This window comes from Zoogloea sp. (assembly GCF_044344315.1).
Classification (GTDB): domain Bacteria; phylum Pseudomonadota; class Gammaproteobacteria; order Burkholderiales; family Rhodocyclaceae; genus Zoogloea.
Genome location: NZ_JBIJDC010000026.1, coordinates 13,818 through 28,121 on the forward strand (window position 1 = coordinate 13,818; position 14,304 = coordinate 28,121).

The 14,304-nt window shown below is 68.0% G+C and carries 14 protein-coding genes; 1 reads left to right on the top strand and 13 read right to left on the bottom strand.

Annotation, left to right across the window (positions count from 1 at the left end; translation table 11 throughout):
* The 5 genes from ACIQ09_RS07935 to ACIQ09_RS07955 are packed head-to-tail and all read right to left on the bottom strand — an operon-like array spanning position 1 to position 6,674.
* Positions 1-1,152 (bottom strand): ABC transporter permease, encoded by a 1,152-nt coding sequence (locus ACIQ09_RS07935; RefSeq protein ID WP_398307956.1) that lies wholly within the window; start codon positions 1,150-1,152, stop codon positions 1-3.
* Positions 1,149-2,303, bottom strand: a complete 1,155-nt coding sequence (locus ACIQ09_RS07940; protein ID WP_398307958.1) for an ABC transporter permease — start codon at positions 2,301-2,303, stop codon at positions 1,149-1,151. Before ACIQ09_RS07940 ends, ACIQ09_RS07935 begins: the two co-directional genes overlap by 4 nt.
* Entirely contained in the window at positions 2,300-4,237 is a 1,938-nt protein-coding gene (locus ACIQ09_RS07945) for an ATP-binding cassette domain-containing protein (protein ID WP_398307960.1), read from the bottom strand. The genes ACIQ09_RS07940 and ACIQ09_RS07945 overlap by 4 nt, the downstream gene beginning before the upstream one ends.
* A 4-nt stretch (positions 4,238-4,241) precedes the next feature.
* A complete protein-coding gene (locus tag ACIQ09_RS07950; RefSeq protein ID WP_398307962.1) occupies positions 4,242-5,309 on the bottom strand; it encodes an HlyD family secretion protein in 1,068 nt (355 codons plus the stop codon).
* A 12-nt stretch (positions 5,310-5,321) separates the two neighbouring features.
* Positions 5,322-6,674: a TolC family protein gene (locus tag ACIQ09_RS07955; RefSeq protein ID WP_398307964.1), complete on the bottom strand. Its 1,353-nt coding sequence runs from the start codon at positions 6,672-6,674 to the stop codon at positions 5,322-5,324.
* A gap of 131 nt (positions 6,675-6,805) precedes the next feature.
* Here ACIQ09_RS07955 and ACIQ09_RS07960 point away from each other — a divergent pair, with 131 nt between their 5' ends.
* Positions 6,806-7,354 (top strand): M48 family metallopeptidase, encoded by a 549-nt coding sequence (locus ACIQ09_RS07960; RefSeq protein WP_398307966.1) that lies wholly within the window; start codon positions 6,806-6,808, stop codon positions 7,352-7,354.
* A gap of 335 nt (positions 7,355-7,689) precedes the next feature.
* Here ACIQ09_RS07960 and ACIQ09_RS07965 read toward each other — a convergent pair whose 3' ends face one another.
* The 8 genes from ACIQ09_RS07965 to ACIQ09_RS08000 all read right to left on the bottom strand — a co-directional run bounded on the left by ACIQ09_RS07965 (position 7,690) and on the right by ACIQ09_RS08000 (position 14,298).
* Positions 7,690-8,781: a ComEA family DNA-binding protein gene (locus ACIQ09_RS07965; protein ID WP_398307968.1), complete on the bottom strand. Its 1,092-nt coding sequence runs from the start codon at positions 8,779-8,781 to the stop codon at positions 7,690-7,692.
* Between the two features lie 180 nt (positions 8,782-8,961).
* Positions 8,962-10,416 (bottom strand): ribonuclease G, encoded by a 1,455-nt coding sequence (gene rng, locus ACIQ09_RS07970; RefSeq protein WP_398308020.1) that lies wholly within the window; start codon positions 10,414-10,416, stop codon positions 8,962-8,964.
* A gap of 154 nt (positions 10,417-10,570) precedes the next feature.
* Positions 10,571-11,182 (bottom strand): Maf family protein, encoded by a 612-nt coding sequence (locus ACIQ09_RS07975; protein ID WP_398307970.1) that lies wholly within the window; start codon positions 11,180-11,182, stop codon positions 10,571-10,573.
* 1 nt (position 11,183) lies between these two features.
* Positions 11,184-11,654 (bottom strand): 23S rRNA (pseudouridine(1915)-N(3))-methyltransferase RlmH, encoded by a 471-nt coding sequence (gene rlmH / locus ACIQ09_RS07980; RefSeq protein ID WP_398307972.1) that lies wholly within the window; start codon positions 11,652-11,654, stop codon positions 11,184-11,186.
* A gap of 40 nt (positions 11,655-11,694) precedes the next feature.
* Positions 11,695-12,063, bottom strand: coding sequence for a ribosome silencing factor (rsfS, locus tag ACIQ09_RS07985; protein WP_398307974.1), 369 nt, complete (start codon positions 12,061-12,063; stop codon positions 11,695-11,697).
* 4 nt (positions 12,064-12,067) lie between these two features.
* Complete coding sequence (nadD, locus tag ACIQ09_RS07990) at positions 12,068-12,730, bottom strand: nicotinate-nucleotide adenylyltransferase (RefSeq protein ID WP_398307976.1); 663 nt, start codon at positions 12,728-12,730, stop codon at positions 12,068-12,070.
* The gene (locus ACIQ09_RS07995; protein ID WP_398307978.1) at positions 12,717-13,490 is read right to left on the bottom strand and encodes a BPSS1780 family membrane protein; all 774 of its coding nucleotides are present in this window, start codon (positions 13,488-13,490) and stop codon (positions 12,717-12,719) included. The genes nadD and ACIQ09_RS07995 overlap by 14 nt, the downstream gene beginning before the upstream one ends.
* Before the next feature lie 4 nt (positions 13,491-13,494).
* Entirely contained in the window at positions 13,495-14,298 is an 804-nt protein-coding gene (locus tag ACIQ09_RS08000) for a BPSS1780 family membrane protein (protein ID WP_398307980.1), read from the bottom strand.
* Between the last annotated feature and the right edge of the window lie 6 nt (positions 14,299-14,304).

The window sequence follows — 14,304 nt, forward strand, 5'->3', positions numbered from 1 at the left end:
TCAGCCGAACTGCCTGCCGAAGCGGCGCATGCCGGCCCCGAACACCACCACGCCCAGCAACCCCATGGCCAGCACCGAGTCCCACAGCAGGTCCATGCCGGTGCCCTTGAGCAGGATGCCGTAGGCCGCGTCGAGGAAGTAATGGAGCGGAGAGATCCAGGCCAGGATGCGCATCCACTCTGGCATGGCCTCGATGGGTGTCCACGCCCCCGAGAGCAGCAGCATCGGCATCAGGATCACCACCGTCAGCATGCCCACCTGGGCCAGGTTGCGGGCGACGGTGGCGGCCAGCAGGCCCAGCCCGGCCGTGGTGAATACGTAGAGGGCGGTGATCAGGAAGAACAGCACCAGGCTGCCGCGCATGGGCAGGTCGAAGCCCGGGCCAAGCACACCGAACAGGGCGATGGCGGTGCCCGCCAGGATCACCAGGGTCATGGCGATGACTTTGGGGAAGAGGATCTGGAAGGCGGTCAGCGGGGTGACCATCAGTTGCTCGATGGTACCCCGCTCCTTTTCGCGCACCATTGCCGCGGCAGGCAGCAGGATGGCGAACAGGGTGATCACCGTCAGCAACTCGGAGATGCCCATGAACCAGGCGTCGTTCTGGTTGGGGTTGTACCAGATACGGGTATCGGCCTGGATGACCGGGCCGCTGATCCCGCCGCTGCCCAGGCCTTCACGCAGGGCGGCCACCTCCAGGCCGTAGCGGCCGACGATCTGGGCGCCGTAGCTGGAGGCCAGGAAGCCGAGCACCGAGTTGGAGGTGTCCACCTGCAGTTGCACGGCCACCTGTTCGCCCCGGGCCAGACGCTCGCCAAAGCGCGGCGGAATGTCGAGCACGGCCATCACGTCGCCGTCATCCAGGTGGCGGATGGCCTGTTGCGGAGTGCCGGCGCTGCCCGCGGCCTGGAAGTAAGGCGGCTGGAAGCGGCTGGCCAGCTCACGGGAGGCCAGGCTGTGGTCACCGTCGAGGGTGGCGATGGCAGCATTCTTGAGCTGCATGCTGACCCCGGAGGCGGCGATGTAGATGTCGCCGGTGAAGGCATAGAGGAAGAACACCATCAGGGCCACATCGCGAAAGAGTTGGAGCAGCTCCTTGTGGGTCATCACGCGCAGGCGACGCAGGCCGGCGCCGGAGAAGAAGGCGTTCATGATGACGGCCTCTTGCTGAACAGCAGGTAGCCCAGCCCGAACAGGCTGCTGGCATAGGCCGCGAGCACCAGCATGTCGGCCCACAGGGCCTGCCAGCCGACACCCTTCAGGAAGCTCCCGACCACGATGTTGGTGAAATACATGGGGGGCAGGGCATGGGCGATGGCCGAGGCGCCGGGTGCCAGGGACGACAGGGGCAGGAGCATTCCCGAGTACAGCACCGCCGGGATGATGCTGACGATGCTGGCCACGATCATCGCCGCCACCTGGGTCTGCACCAGCATGGAGATCACCAGCCCCAGGCCGGTGGTGCACACCACGTAGAGCAGCAGGGCCAGGGCGAAGAAGGCCGGGTCGCCCTTGAAGGGCGTGCCGTACAGCCCCACCGCCAGGGCCCACAGGATCAACCCGTTGGTGAAGGAGATCGCCACATAGGGTGCGAGCTTGCCGATCAGGAATTCGCCCGGCGATACGGTGGACGAGTAGATGTTGAAGATGGAGCCGGACTCCTTCTCCCGCACCACGCCCAGGGCGGTGAGGAAGGGGGGCGACAGCATCATGATGAGCATGATCAGCTTGGGGGCCAGGGACCAGATGCTCTTCACGCTCTGGTTGTAGAGGTAGCGCACCTCCAGCTTTACCGGCTGGACGCGGGCCTGGGCCTCGACCAGGGGGACGCCCCGCCCGGCCGACAGGGCCCGGGCCATGTTGTCCAGGCTCACCGCGCTGTTGATGGCGGCCACGTAGCCCTGGGTGGTCTGGGCGCGCATGGGGAAGGTGCCGTCGATGAGCACCTGCACCGGTGCGGCCTCGCCCCGGGCCAGGCGCTCGCCAAAGCGTGGCGGTATCACCAGGGCCAGGCGGATGCGGTTGTCGGCCAGCAGGGTGTCGAGCTGGCGTTCGTCGCTGGCCTGACCCTTGAAATCGAAGTAGCGGGACGAGATGAAGCGATAGGTGTAGTCGCGGCTGGCGGCGCTGCGGTCGTGGTCCACCACGGCGAAGGGCAGGTTCTCCACGTCCAGGGTCAGGCCGAAGCCGAACAGCAGCATCAGCATGGTGGGCACGATGAAGGCCAGGGAGAAGAACAGCCGGTCCCGGACGATCTCGCGCCATTCCTTCCAGGCCAGGGCGATGATGCGCTGAAGTTTCATGATGCCTTCCGGTCGGCCGCTTCCAGGGCGGTGATGCGTTGCACGAACACATCCTCCATGGACAGGGGGCGCAGCGTCGCCGATTGCACGGTGATGCCGGCCTCGGCCAGCTTGCCCGGCAGGCGTGCCAGATCGCCTGCGGCATCCCGGGACAACAGGTGGACCGCCCGCCCATGCAGGGTGGCGCTGGCAAAGCCGGCGGCGCGCAGGGCTGCCTGGGCCGGTACCGGGCGATCCACGCGCAACTCCAGCAACTGGCCCGACTCGGCGCTGACCTCGGCCTTCATCGCTTCGGGCGAGGCGTCAGCCACCACCCGGCCGGCGTACATCAGGGCCAGGTGGTCACAGTGTTCGGCCTCGCTCATGTAGTGGGTGGTCACCAGGATGGCCACGCCCTCCCGCCGTGACAGGTGGAAGAGGATGTCCCAGAACATGCGCCGGCCGATGGGGTCGACGCCGGAGGTGGGTTCATCGAGGAACAGCACCCGCGGTTCATGCACCAGCGCGCAGCCCAGGGCGAGGCGTTGGCGCAGGCCCATGGGCAGGCGCCCGGCGGCGTCGTTCTCGAAGCCGGCCAGCCCGGCCATGCCGATCACCCAGTCGCTGCGGCGCTGGGCCTGACGGCGGTCGAGGCCATAGATGCCGGCGTAGAGGCGGATGTTCTCGATCACCGAGAGGTCGTGGTACAGGGAGAAGGCCTGGCTCATGTAGCCGATGCGCTCCTTGATCGCCAGCCCGGCACTGCGCATGTCGGCGCCGGCCACCCGGCCCTCGCCCGAGGAGGGCTTGAGGATGCCGGTGAGCATCTTGATCACCGTGGTCTTGCCGGCGCCGTTGGCCCCCAGCAGGCCGAAGATCTCGCCCTGGGGCACGCTGAAGCTGACCGCGTCGGCGGCCCGGAAGTCGTCGAAGAGGCGGGTCAGCCCGCGGGCCTCGATGGCCAGATCGGTGCTGGCGGCGGGCACGCGGCTGTCGGCCGGAAAGGCCGATTCCAGCTTCGCCCCGCGCTGGCGCAGCATGGCCACGAACACGTCTTCCAGCTCCGGCTCGCGGGCGAACCAGTCCGTCGGCGGGATGCCGGCGAGTGCCTTGTCCACCGCCTCCCGGGCCTGGGGGGCGTCCAGGCCCTCGGCAAACACCCGCAGCCAGGCGCCCAAGGCCTCGGTCTGGGGAAACGCCGCCTTGAGTCGCGGCAGGGCGTCGGCCTGGGGTTCGGCGCGGAACAGGGCCAGGGTGCCGGGCACCGTGGCCACCAGCTCGGCGGGGCTGCCCTCGCCCATCACCTTGCCCTCGTGGAACAGGGACACCCGGTGGAAGCGGTCCGCCTCGTCCAGGTAGGCGGTGGACACCAGGGCCGTGACGCCCTTTTCCTCCAGCAGCTTGCCGAGAATGGCCCAGAAGTCGCGCCGGGAGACGGGGTCAACGCCGGTGGTGGGCTCATCGAGGATCACCAGATCGGGCTCGTGGATGAGCGTGCACACCAGCCCCAGCTTCTGCTTCATGCCCCCCGACAGCTGGCGCATGGGCCGGGCGCGGAAGCTGTCCAGGCGGGTCATCTCCAGCAACTGGCGCTTGCGTTCGAGGAGTTCGGCCGCGGGTACGCCGCGCAGGCGGCCGAAGAAGTCCACGTTCTCCTCGATGGACAGGTCGGGGTAGAGGTTGAGGCCCAGCCCCTGGGGCAGGAAGCCGATGCGGCGCTTGACCTGTTCGGCGCTCCGTTCGGAGTCCACCCGGGTGCCGAAAACCTCCACCGTGCCTGCGTCAAAGGCCAGCACGCCGGCCACGGCCTTCATCAGGCTGGACTTGCCGGCACCGTCGGCGCCCACCAGCCCGTAGATCTCGCCGGCCTGCACGGTCAGGCTCAGCCCGTCGGCCGCCACGCGCTTGCCGTAGCGCTTGGTGAAGCCTTCGACGCGGATGGCCGGGGTGTCCATGGGCTTACCAGCGGGGCGCCTGCCAGGGCACCTCGTCCTTCCAGCGGATCACCGCATCGGCCGGCACGCCGGGGCTCAGCCGGTGCTCGGGGTTGCTGTCGAAGTAGAGCTTCACCGCGTAGGTCAGCTTGACCCGCTCGTCCGGTGTCTGCACTTCCTTGGGGGTGAACTCGGCGCGTGAGGCGATGTAGCGGGTGCGTGCGGCGAAGGCCTGGCCCGGGAAGGCGTCGGTGTACACCTGGGCGGGAAGCCCCAGACGCAACTGGCCGATCTGCTTTTCGGGGACGTAGACCTTGAGGTAGAGCTTGTCGAGATCCACCAGGTCGAACACCGGCGTGCCGGCGGCCACCATCTCGCCGTTCTCCCGCAGGCGGTTCAGCACCACGCCGCCGGTGGGGGCGCGCAGGTTAAGGTCGTCGATCAGGCCGGCGACTTCGCTTGCCGCAGCCTGGGCCTGGCGCAAACCGGCCGCAAGGGCGGCGATGTCGTTCTCGCGGGCCTTCACCTTGTCATTGCCCAGGTGGGCCGAGCTGACCGACTGCTCCGCCTGACGCAGGTCGGCGGCGGCGGCCGTGTGGGCCAGGCGCATCTGCTCGGCGCGGCGGGTTTCCACGGTGCCCCGGGCGGCGAGTTCGTCGAAGCGGCGGGCGTCCTTCGCGGCCTGGGCTTCGGCGGCGCGGGCCTTGGCCAGCAGGGCGCCGGCACTGGCCTCCGCCAGGGGCACCTCGCGGCGGGCGATGGCGAGCTGGGCGCGGGCGGCATCCAGCTGGGCCTGCGCGGTGGCCACGGCGGCATCGGCCTGCTGCTTGCGGGCGGCGAGCTGGGTGTCCTCGAGGCGGGCGAGGAGCTGGCCGGCCTGCACGCTGTCGCCTTCCCGCACCTTCATCTCGGCGATGCGCCCGGGGAGCTTGCTGGCCACGGTAGTGTGGTCGCCCTCGATGCGCCCGTTGGCCTGGATCAGGCCTTCGGGCAGCGCCGTGGTGCCGGTGAAGTGCTGCCAGGCCCAGGCGCCGACAGCCAGAACGGCCACGGCGGCGAGGGCAATGCTGAGGGTCTTCCTGTCGAGTGGCATGGCGTGACTCCCTTACAGCTCACCCACCGCCTTCTTCAGACGGTAGCGGGCGAGGTGCAAGTCGTAGTGGGCGTTGAGGTGGTTGCCGTCGGTGAGGGTGCGCAGGGCTTCGGCATCCAGGACTTCGGTGTGGGTGCCCACCCCGTTGCGATAGCGGTCGCGGGCCACGCGCAGGTTTTCGTCGGCCTGGGCGATGGCCGTGGAGGTGGTGGCAAGGCGTTCGGTGGCCTCATCCACGGCCAGCCATTCACGGTGCACTTCCAGTTCGATCAGGCTGGCGGTGTCGGTCTGACGCTCCCGGGCGGCGCGGGCCCGGGCTGATGCGGCGTCGGCACGCTGGCGCTGGATGCCGCCGTCGAACAGATCCCACTGTACGCCGATGCTCACCTGGGCCATGTCCTGATTGACCCGGTAGCGGTTGTCCTCGTGGAGCAGGGCGGCGCTGAGGCCCACCTGCGGGCGGCGGGCGGCGCGTTCCACTTCGGCCTCCTGGTCGGTAGCCTCGGCCCGGGCGCCCAGCAGGGCCAGCTCGGGGCGCAGGCTGCGGGCCCGGGCTGCGAGGGCGGCGAGCGCGTCACGATGGGTGTCCACCGGGGGCGGCTCGGCGGCGTCCACCGGCGAGTCCAGGGGGCGACGCAGGAGACGGTTGTAGGCCGCCGCAGCGAGATCCACCCCGTGGCGGGCGCGGGTCAGCTGCTGGCGGGCATCGGCCCGGGCAACGGCCACCGACAGTACGTCGTTGCGGGGTACCAGGCCCTGCTTGTGGAGGTCGTCCACGTCGAGGGCATGGGCGTCCAGGGCCGCCAGGTGGCGCTCGGCGGCGGCCAGGGCGCGGCGGCTGCGCAGCACGCTCAGCCAGGCCTCGGCCACGTCCAGCTTCACCGCCTGCTCGCTGCGGCTGCGCTCGAAGGCGCTGGCCTGCACACCGATGTCGGCGGCATTGATGGCCGCGGTGATGCGTCCGCCGGTATATACCGGCAGGGTCGCCTGCAGGGCGTAGGTGGCGTAGGTGCGCTCCGACAGCGGCATCTGATTGGGCAGGGCAATGCCCGGCACTGTCGGCAGGCCGATGCGGGCGGCGGGCTCCTTGCTCAGGACGGTGTAGCTGGAGCTGGCGGTCGCCTTGGGCAGGGCCAGGCCCCGGGCGGCTTCCAGGCTGGCGCGGGCCGCATCGGAGTCGGCATCGGCGGCCCGCAGGCGCCCATCCACGGCAAGCGCCGCCCGCCAGGCGTCCGCCAGGGTTTCGGCGGCAGGTGCAGGAAAGGCCGTGGCGAGGAGCAGGGGTAAGAGCAGAAGTGCCAGCCTGCGCGCGCCGGACACGCATGTGCGGCCGTCTGGGGAGAGGGCGGAATGGGGAGATCTCATCGCATCCACCTCGGTAGTTTACTGACCAATTGGTCAGTAAACTACGCCTAAGGGGGGCGTCTGTCTTGCGGGAGATCAAATTTCCCTCGGACTGAAGCTAGAATCCCGGCCACCCTCCCTGGATCAGCCTCATGCCACCTGCGGCCCCATTGAAGTACCTCCATGGCTACCCGGAGCATTTGGTGCACCCGGTTCGCCAGCTGCTTGCCGATGGCCGGCTGGGCCCCCTGCTGCTCGGCAAGTATCCCCAGACCCACCCGGTGCGCAATGACGGCGCCCTGTACGCTTATGTGACGGAGCTGAAGGCGCGCCACCTGCGCAATGCCGAGCCCCTCAGCAAGGTGGCCTTCGACGGCAAGCTGCAGACCCTCCACAACGCTCTGGGCACCCACACCACCGTGTCGCGGGTGCAGGGGGGCAAGCTCAAGACCAAGCGCGAGATCCGGGTCGCCACGCTGTTTCGCGAGGCACCACCGGAATTCCTGCGCATGATCGTGGTGCATGAGCTGGCGCACCTGAAGGAGCGTCAGCATGACAAGGCCTTCTACCAGCTGTGCTGCCGGATGGAGCCGGACTACCACCAGCTGGAGTTCGACCTGCGGGCGTGGTTGTGCTGGCTGGAGGCGGGCGGAGAAGCCTTGTGGGGGAGCGGCGCGCGGGAGGATGGGGCCGGCGCCTAGGGTGCGTTCGTGAGACGGCCCTTGTGTTGGGTCGAATTCAAGCTGAGCTCCTCAGTCTGACGCGTCGTCTGACGATCGGAGCTGCCGCTCCCGTAGGGGCGACTGTAGGGGCGACTTCAGTCGCCCATCCGCGCCCCGATCAACGGCATGCCCCTGATTGAAGCCCGCGGGCGACCGAAGTCGCCCCTACACCCACCCGCTACATCCATCGGGTGACCCGGCCGGGCGCCCAAACCCGTGTCAGTATTGGGTTTGCGTCCGGCTCAGGTTGGGGCGAATTCACTGGCCCGCGTAGTGTTGAACCGGCGACATGCGCAGGTTCAACACCCGGACGATCAGAGGCTCAGGCTGCCCTTGAGCTTGTCGAGCATCTTCACGCCCATGCCCTTGACCTTGACCAGTTCGTCGAGGGTCTTGAAGGGGCGGGCGGCAATGATGGCGCTGGCGACGGCCTTGGGCAGGCCTTTGACCGCAGCCAGTTCGGCTTCGCTGGCCTTGTTCACCGAGACAGTGGCCGGGACTGCGGAGGCCTTGGCCGGGGCGGCTGCCTTGGGGGCTGCGGCTTTGGTTGCAGACTTGGCTTTGGGGGCCGGCTTGGCTTCAGTTACGGTCTTGGCGACGGCGACAGGTTCGGCTGCCACCTCGACGGCCGGCGCGGCCACGGCTTCGGCTTCCCAGCTCAGGGGCAGGGGGAAGTTGGTGAAATCGCGGGTCACGTAGCCGAAGGCGGTCCATTCGCGCAGCAGCAGGGCGATGTGCCAGGTGCCGGCGGGGCGGGCGGCGAGGGGCAGGTCTAGGGCCAGGTCTTGCCAGCCGTTCTGGCCTGACAGGCTGCCGATGGCGCTGGCGGCCAGCTGAACGCCCTTGGGGATGCCATTGCTGTAGGGCGCGTCGAGGGCCCACAGTTCCAGCGACAGGGTGCCGCTCAGGTTGTCGGCGCCACGGGGGTTCTCGATGCCATCGACGCTCAGGCGGACCGTGGCCTCGCCGGCGTTGAAAGCGGTGCTGCCCACGAGGCGGGGCTGCACGAAGGTTTCGATGAGGGGGAAGTTGGCGTAATCCAGCACCTGGTCGAACTGGCCATCACGGCCGGCGGCGAGGACCAGCACCATGTTGTGCCCGGCCTGGCCGGCGGGCGGGCAGGCGGTGGTGAAGGCACTGACCCAGGCCGGGCTGCCGGCATCCAGGGAACCCACGGTCAGTTCGGCAACCTTGGCGGCACGGACGGGCTGGCCGTTGAAGGGGGCTTCACAGGCCCACAACTGGAGTGCCCATTCGTGGTCGGCGGCTTCTTTCGGGTCGGTCACCAGGAGTTCGGCGTCGAGCTGAACGCTGTCTCCGTCGAAGGCGTAGCCGTGGTTGAGACCGATCCGGACAGCGCCGGAGGATTGGCCGGGGGTGGCCTGGAGGGTGTTGGAGGTGTGCATCCTGAGATTATCCTGCCTGTGCGAGGGGCGCGATTTTGCGGGCCCGGGCATTACAGCGTCAATCAATTGGCGATTGAATTTTTGGATGCACTGACACGGGGCGTAAAACCCGTGAAAGCCGCACCAATACTGGGATTGCACTGTATTGGTGCGTTTATTCCAAAGGCATTTTTCTGGCCCTTACAGCAGCACGATGTCGAACTGTTCCTGGCCGTAGCTGGCCTCGGGATGCAGGGAGATGGTCTTGCCAATGAAGTCGGAGAGCATGGCCAGGGACTGGGATTCTTCCTCGTGAAAGAGGTCGATCACATTGGGCGCGGCCAGCACCCGGAACTCGCGGGCATTGAACTGGCGGGCTTCGCGCAGGAGTTCGCGAAGGATTTCGTAGGCCACCGTGCGGGCCGTCTTCACCTCGCCCCGGCCGCCACAGGTGGGGCAGGGTTCGCACAGCAGGTGGGCCAGGGATTCCCGGGTGCGCTTGCGGGTCATCTCCACCAGACCCAGGCTGGTGAAGCCATTCACCGTCATCTTGGTGTGGTCCTTCGACAGGGCCTTGCGGAACTCCTCGAGCACGGCGTTGCGGTGTTCGGGGCTCTCCATGTCGATGAAGTCGACAATGATGATGCCGCCCAGGTTGCGCACCCGGAGCTGGCGGGCAATGGCCTGGGCCGCCTCCAGGTTGGTCTTGAAGATGGTGTCGTCGAAGTTGCGTGCACCGACGAAGCCGCCGGTGTTCACGTCGATGGTGGTCATCGCCTCGGTCTGGTCGATGATCAGGTAGCCACCGGATTTCAGATCCACCCGCCGGGCCAGAGCCTTTTCGATCTCCGCCTCGACGCCGTGGAGGTCGAACAGGGGGCGCTCACCGGTGTAGTGGTCGAGCAGCGGGGCCACCTGGGGCATGTATTCGGTGGCGAAGGCGCTGAGTTTCTGGAAGTTCTCGCGGGAGTCGGCAACGATGCGGGTGGTGGCATCGGTGACCAGGTCGCGCATCACCCGCTGGGCCAGGTTGAGATCCTGGTACAGCACGAAAGGCGGACGGGCGCCGACGGCGCGGTTCTTGATCTCCGCCCACAGTTTTTTGAGGTAGGCGATGTCGGCGGCGAGCTCCTCGTCCGAGGCGTTCTCGGCCATGGTTCGGACGATGTAGCCCCCCGGCTCGTTGGGCGGCAGCAGGCGGCTGACCCGCTCGCGCAGGGCTTCGCGCCCGGCTTCGTCGCCGATGCGCTGGGAAATGCCGATGTGCTTGTCCTGGGGCAGGTACACCAGCATGCGGCCGGCGATGGAAATCTGGGTGGACAGGCGCGCACCCTTGGTGCCCAGGGGATCTTTCAGCACCTGGACGATCAGGTTCTGGCCTTCGGCGAGAATGCGCTCGATGGGCCGCGGGGCGTCGCCGGTGTGGCGGTCGGACCAGATGTCGGCCACATGCAGGAAGGCCGTGCGTTCGAGGCCGACATCCATGAAGGCCGACTGCATGCCCGGCAGCACGCGCACCACCTTGCCCAGGTAGATGTTTCCGACAATGCCCCGGCTGGCGGTACGCTCGACGTGGACTTCCTGGACCACGCCCTGCTGCATCAGCGCGACGCGGGTTTCCTGGGGTGTGAAATTGATCAGGTATTCTTCAGACATGATGCGGGAGGCAAACGGAGATGGGCGATGACGCAGGGTGTGCTGCGCCATCGCCGATCGCCGCTCGTCCGGCATCGGTCGCGCGGTTTTTTCCGCGTCGTGGTGTTGTTGTTCTCTTCTGCCGCCAGGTCTGCCCTGATGCTGTCAGGGCAGGTCAGAGAGGATAGCCGAATTCCTGCAGCAGGGCCGCGGTCTCGAACAGGGGCAGGCCCATGATTCCGGTGTAGCTGCCGCGGATCTCCTCGATGAAGAGGGCGGCGCGGCCCTGGATGCCGTAGGCGCCGGCCTTGTCGGCGGGTTCGCCCGTGGCCACGTAATGCCGGATCTCGTCGTCGCTCAGACGCCGGAAGCGCACCTGGCTGGTGGACAGGCGTTCCTCGAAGCGCTGTCCGTCGGTGATCACCACGTTCGTCAGCACCTGGTGGGTGCGCCCTGAGAGCTCCCGCAGGATGGCTATGGCGTGCTCGCCGTGGTCGGGCTTGCCGATGATCTCACCGTCCAGTTCCAGGGTGGTGTCGGCGGCCAGCAGCAGCCGGGAGGGCAGGGCGCGCCAGCGCACCCGGTTGATGCCGCCCTCGGCCTTGGCCCGGGCTACCCGGCGCACGTAGGCGATGGCGTCCTCGCCGGGGCGTACGTCCTCGTTGATGTCGTGGTCGTCGCGCCCGGGGCCGCGGAACAGCAGGGGCTCGAAGGGAATGTGGATCTGCTTGAGCAGTTCGCGTCGGCGCGGGCTGTTGGAGGCGAGGTAGATCGGCGGATGGTTCATGTCACTCCCGGTGGTAGGGATGGTTCCTGGACAGGCTCCAGGCCCGGTAAAGGGCCTCGGCCAGCATCACCCGCACCATGGCATGGGGCAAGGTGAGGCTAGAGAGTCTCATCGTCTCGTGGGCCGTGGACTTGAGGGCCGGATCAAGCCCGTCGGGGCCACCGATGATCAGCGCCACGTCGTCGCCCCCGTCCTGCCAGCGTTCCAGGCGCCGGGCCAGGGCCTTGGTGGTGAGGTCCTCGCCCCGTTCGTCGAGGATCAGGCGCCGGCAGCGGGCCGGCAGGGCGGCTTCGATGCGGGCGGCCTCGGCGGCCATCATGGCCTCCACGGTCTTGCCGGTGGTGCGGGGTTCAGCCTTCACCTCGACGAGCTGCAGGGGCAGCTCACGGGGCATGCGTTTGGCGAAATCGTCGAACGCGGTGTCGACCCACGCGGGCATGCGTGTGCCGACGGCAACGAGGAGCAGTTTCATCGCGGCAGGCGGCGGGTGGGCCGCCCCAGTGGGAGAGGGGTCAGGCGCTGCGGGCCACGGCGCTGCCGGCGCGGGCTGCGCGTGACGCGCCGCCGGCCCACAGTTCTTCCAGGTTGTAGTAGGCGCGCACGGCGGGCTGCATCACGTGGACGACGATATCACCCAGGTCCACCAGCACCCATTCGCCGCCATCTTCGCCTTCGATGCTGAGCACGGTGAGGCCGGCTTCGCGGGCCTTGTTGGCCACATTGCGGGCCAGGGCGCGGGTCTGGCGATTGGAGTCGGCGCTGGCGATGATGACGCGCTCGAACAGGGACGTGAGGCGCGTGGTGTTGATGACCTCGATGTCCTTGCCCTTGATGTCTTCGAGGGCGGATACGACGAGGCTTTCGGTTTGGCTGATGTCCATTGATTCAAAAATAGAGTTGGTGCCGGGAAATATAGTCAAGAACCGGCGGGGGGAGCAAATAACGCAGACTTTGGCCGTTGGCGGCACGACTGCGGATATCGGTGGCGGAGATCGCCAGGGGCGTCATCGAGAAGCTGGTGAGGTGCCCGGCAGGGGCTCCGGCCAGGGCCTCGGGCGCTGCGCGGCGCTGTTCCACGTGGCGGGCCAGGTCATCGGGCAGGCGGGATTCGTCCAGGCTGTAGCCGGGCCGGTTGGCCACCGCCACGTGGGCGAAGTCGAACAGCTCGGTCCAGCGCCGCCAGGTGGGCAGGCCGAGGAAGGCATCAACGCCCAGCAGCAGCACCAGCGGTCGCTCCGTGCCGAGGGTGGCGCGCAGGCGCTCGAGGGTCAGGATGGTGAAGCTGGCCTGGGCCGATTCCACCTCGGCCGGGTCTACCTCGAAGGCCGGGTTGTCTGCCGCAGCCAGCCGGGCCATGGCCAGGCGGTGGGCGCCGCTGGCGCCCGGGGTGGCCCGGTGGGGCGGCTGCCCGGCGGGAGTCAGGCGCACGCCCGCCAGCCCCAGGGCCTCCCGCGCGGTTTCGGCAAGGCGCAGGTGACCGTAATGGATGGGGTCGAAGGTGCCGCCGAAGATGCCCAGCGCGCTGGCGCCGGCCTCAGAGAAGCTCATCGGGCCCGATGCGCTCGAAGACGTCGAGGGCGTTGGCGTAGAAGCTGGAGAAGATCACCGGAATGAAGACCACCGGGAAGACCAGGGCCGGCAGCAGGGCCAGCAGCGGCGACACCAGTTCGAGGATGGCGATCAAGAGCCCCGCGCCCAGGGCGATGACCAGCAGGCCGATGCCGTAGGCGAGAAAGGCCCGCCAGTTGCGCAGGCAGGCGATGAAGCTGAAGAACAGCGCTTTGGCGGCCGGCACCTTGCCCCAGCCTGCCAGCAGGGGGGCAAACCAATAGGCCATCATCAGCGGCGTGGAACCGATGGTGGCGACCAGCAGGGCCAGGGCAAAGACCGGGTCGTCCAGGGTTTCGCCCCAGCTGACACGGCCGAGCATGGCCTTGGAGAGCTTGGTGTTCATCTCCCCGTCAATCAGCAGGCTGATGCCCATCACCGCCAGGGTGCCGGCCAGGTAGATGCCGCCGATCTTGACCAGTTCGGGCAGGTTCTGGCGGAAGCCCGACAGCAGGATGTCCGGCCCGGCCTTGCGCCGTTCGGCCACCGCCTTGCAGCCGTTGAAGATGCCCAGCGACAGGGCCGGCATGATCAGGGACATGATCACCTGGCCGATCAGTGGCACCGTGGCGATCAGCAGCAGGCAAAGGGAACAGCCGAAGACCAGGAAGGTGATCAGGGCCGGGTTGCGCCGCCACAGGGAAAAACCGTCAAAAATCCAGGCCCAGCCGCGCTGGGCGGGCAACATACGTGCCTGCATCGGCTTACTCCGTGCCTTCCTGGGGGGGCGTATCGGCCGGCGCGGGCAGGGCCGGCACCTCGCCGAAGACATCCTGGTAGGACGAATACACGGTGCCTGCCAGCACCGGCACCAACACCAGCACGCCCAGACCGGCGGGCACCATGGCAACCCAGATCAGCACGTAGATCAGCACGCCGAGCACCACAAAGGCGCCGAAGTTGCTGAAGCACGCAGAGAGGGATAGCTTCATGGCATCGAGGGGCGGGGTGTCGCGCAGCACCACCAGGGGCGCCGCGAACCACAGGGCGGTGATGAGCAGCACCCACAGCACCGAGAAGGCCACACTGCCCAGCACCACGCCACTGACCAGCCCGAGGCCAAGCCCGGCCAGTGCCTCGATGATGTAGCCCGTAAGGGCCGCGCCGCCGACGATGATCACCGACACGAAGCCGGCGATGAGGCCACCGAGCAGATAGAAGACCCCTACCAGCGCCAGATTGCCGGCATGCACCTTGAGACCGGCAAAGAGATGTTCGATGCGCAGGGGCTCGCCCTCGGCCTGGGCGTGGCAGCCCAGCACCATGCCTGCCACCATCACCGGAAAGCCGATCAGCACCACCGCCCAGCCCAGCAGGGGCACCAGCCCGAGCACGAAGAGCATCACGATGAAGATCACGCTGATGGCGATCCACACGCCCGGATTGCCGATGAAGTAGCCCCACCCGGCTTTCAGCCACACCAGCGCTTCGGCGGGCGAAACGCGCTGCGGCTGCGGATGGCGCGCGGCGTTGTGGGGGTGGGCTGCCTTCGGTGCAGGTTCGTTCATTGCGGG

Bases quoted from the DNA above. Each gene is read 5' to 3' on its own strand.
- ACIQ09_RS07935 (WP_398307956.1), bottom strand. From the start codon at position 1,152: ATGAACGCCTTCTTCTCCGGCGCCGGCCTGCGTCGCCTGCGCGTGATG.
- ACIQ09_RS08000 (WP_398307980.1), bottom strand. From the start codon at position 14,298: ATGAACGAACCTGCACCGAAGGCAGCCCACCCCCACAACGCCGCGCGC.
- ACIQ09_RS07950 (WP_398307962.1), bottom strand. From the start codon at position 5,309: ATGCCACTCGACAGGAAGACCCTCAGCATTGCCCTCGCCGCCGTGGCC.
- ACIQ09_RS07975 (WP_398307970.1), bottom strand. From the start codon at position 11,182: ATGAACCATCCGCCGATCTACCTCGCCTCCAACAGCCCGCGCCGACGC.
- rsfS (WP_398307974.1), bottom strand. From the start codon at position 12,063: ATGGACATCAGCCAAACCGAAAGCCTCGTCGTATCCGCCCTCGAAGAC.
- ACIQ09_RS07955 (WP_398307964.1), bottom strand. From the start codon at position 6,674: ATGAGATCTCCCCATTCCGCCCTCTCCCCAGACGGCCGCACATGCGTG.
- ACIQ09_RS07940 (WP_398307958.1), bottom strand. From the start codon at position 2,303: ATGAAACTTCAGCGCATCATCGCCCTGGCCTGGAAGGAATGGCGCGAG.
- ACIQ09_RS07995 (WP_398307978.1), bottom strand. From the start codon at position 13,490: ATGCAGGCACGTATGTTGCCCGCCCAGCGCGGCTGGGCCTGGATTTTT.
- nadD (WP_398307976.1), bottom strand. From the start codon at position 12,730: ATGAGCTTCTCTGAGGCCGGCGCCAGCGCGCTGGGCATCTTCGGCGGC.
- ACIQ09_RS07960 (WP_398307966.1), top strand. From the start codon at position 6,806: ATGCCACCTGCGGCCCCATTGAAGTACCTCCATGGCTACCCGGAGCAT.
- ACIQ09_RS07945 (WP_398307960.1), bottom strand. From the start codon at position 4,237: ATGGACACCCCGGCCATCCGCGTCGAAGGCTTCACCAAGCGCTACGGC.
- rng (WP_398308020.1), bottom strand. From the start codon at position 10,416: ATGTCTGAAGAATACCTGATCAATTTCACACCCCAGGAAACCCGCGTC.
- ACIQ09_RS07965 (WP_398307968.1), bottom strand. From the start codon at position 8,781: ATGCACACCTCCAACACCCTCCAGGCCACCCCCGGCCAATCCTCCGGC.
- rlmH (WP_398307972.1), bottom strand. From the start codon at position 11,654: ATGAAACTGCTCCTCGTTGCCGTCGGCACACGCATGCCCGCGTGGGTC.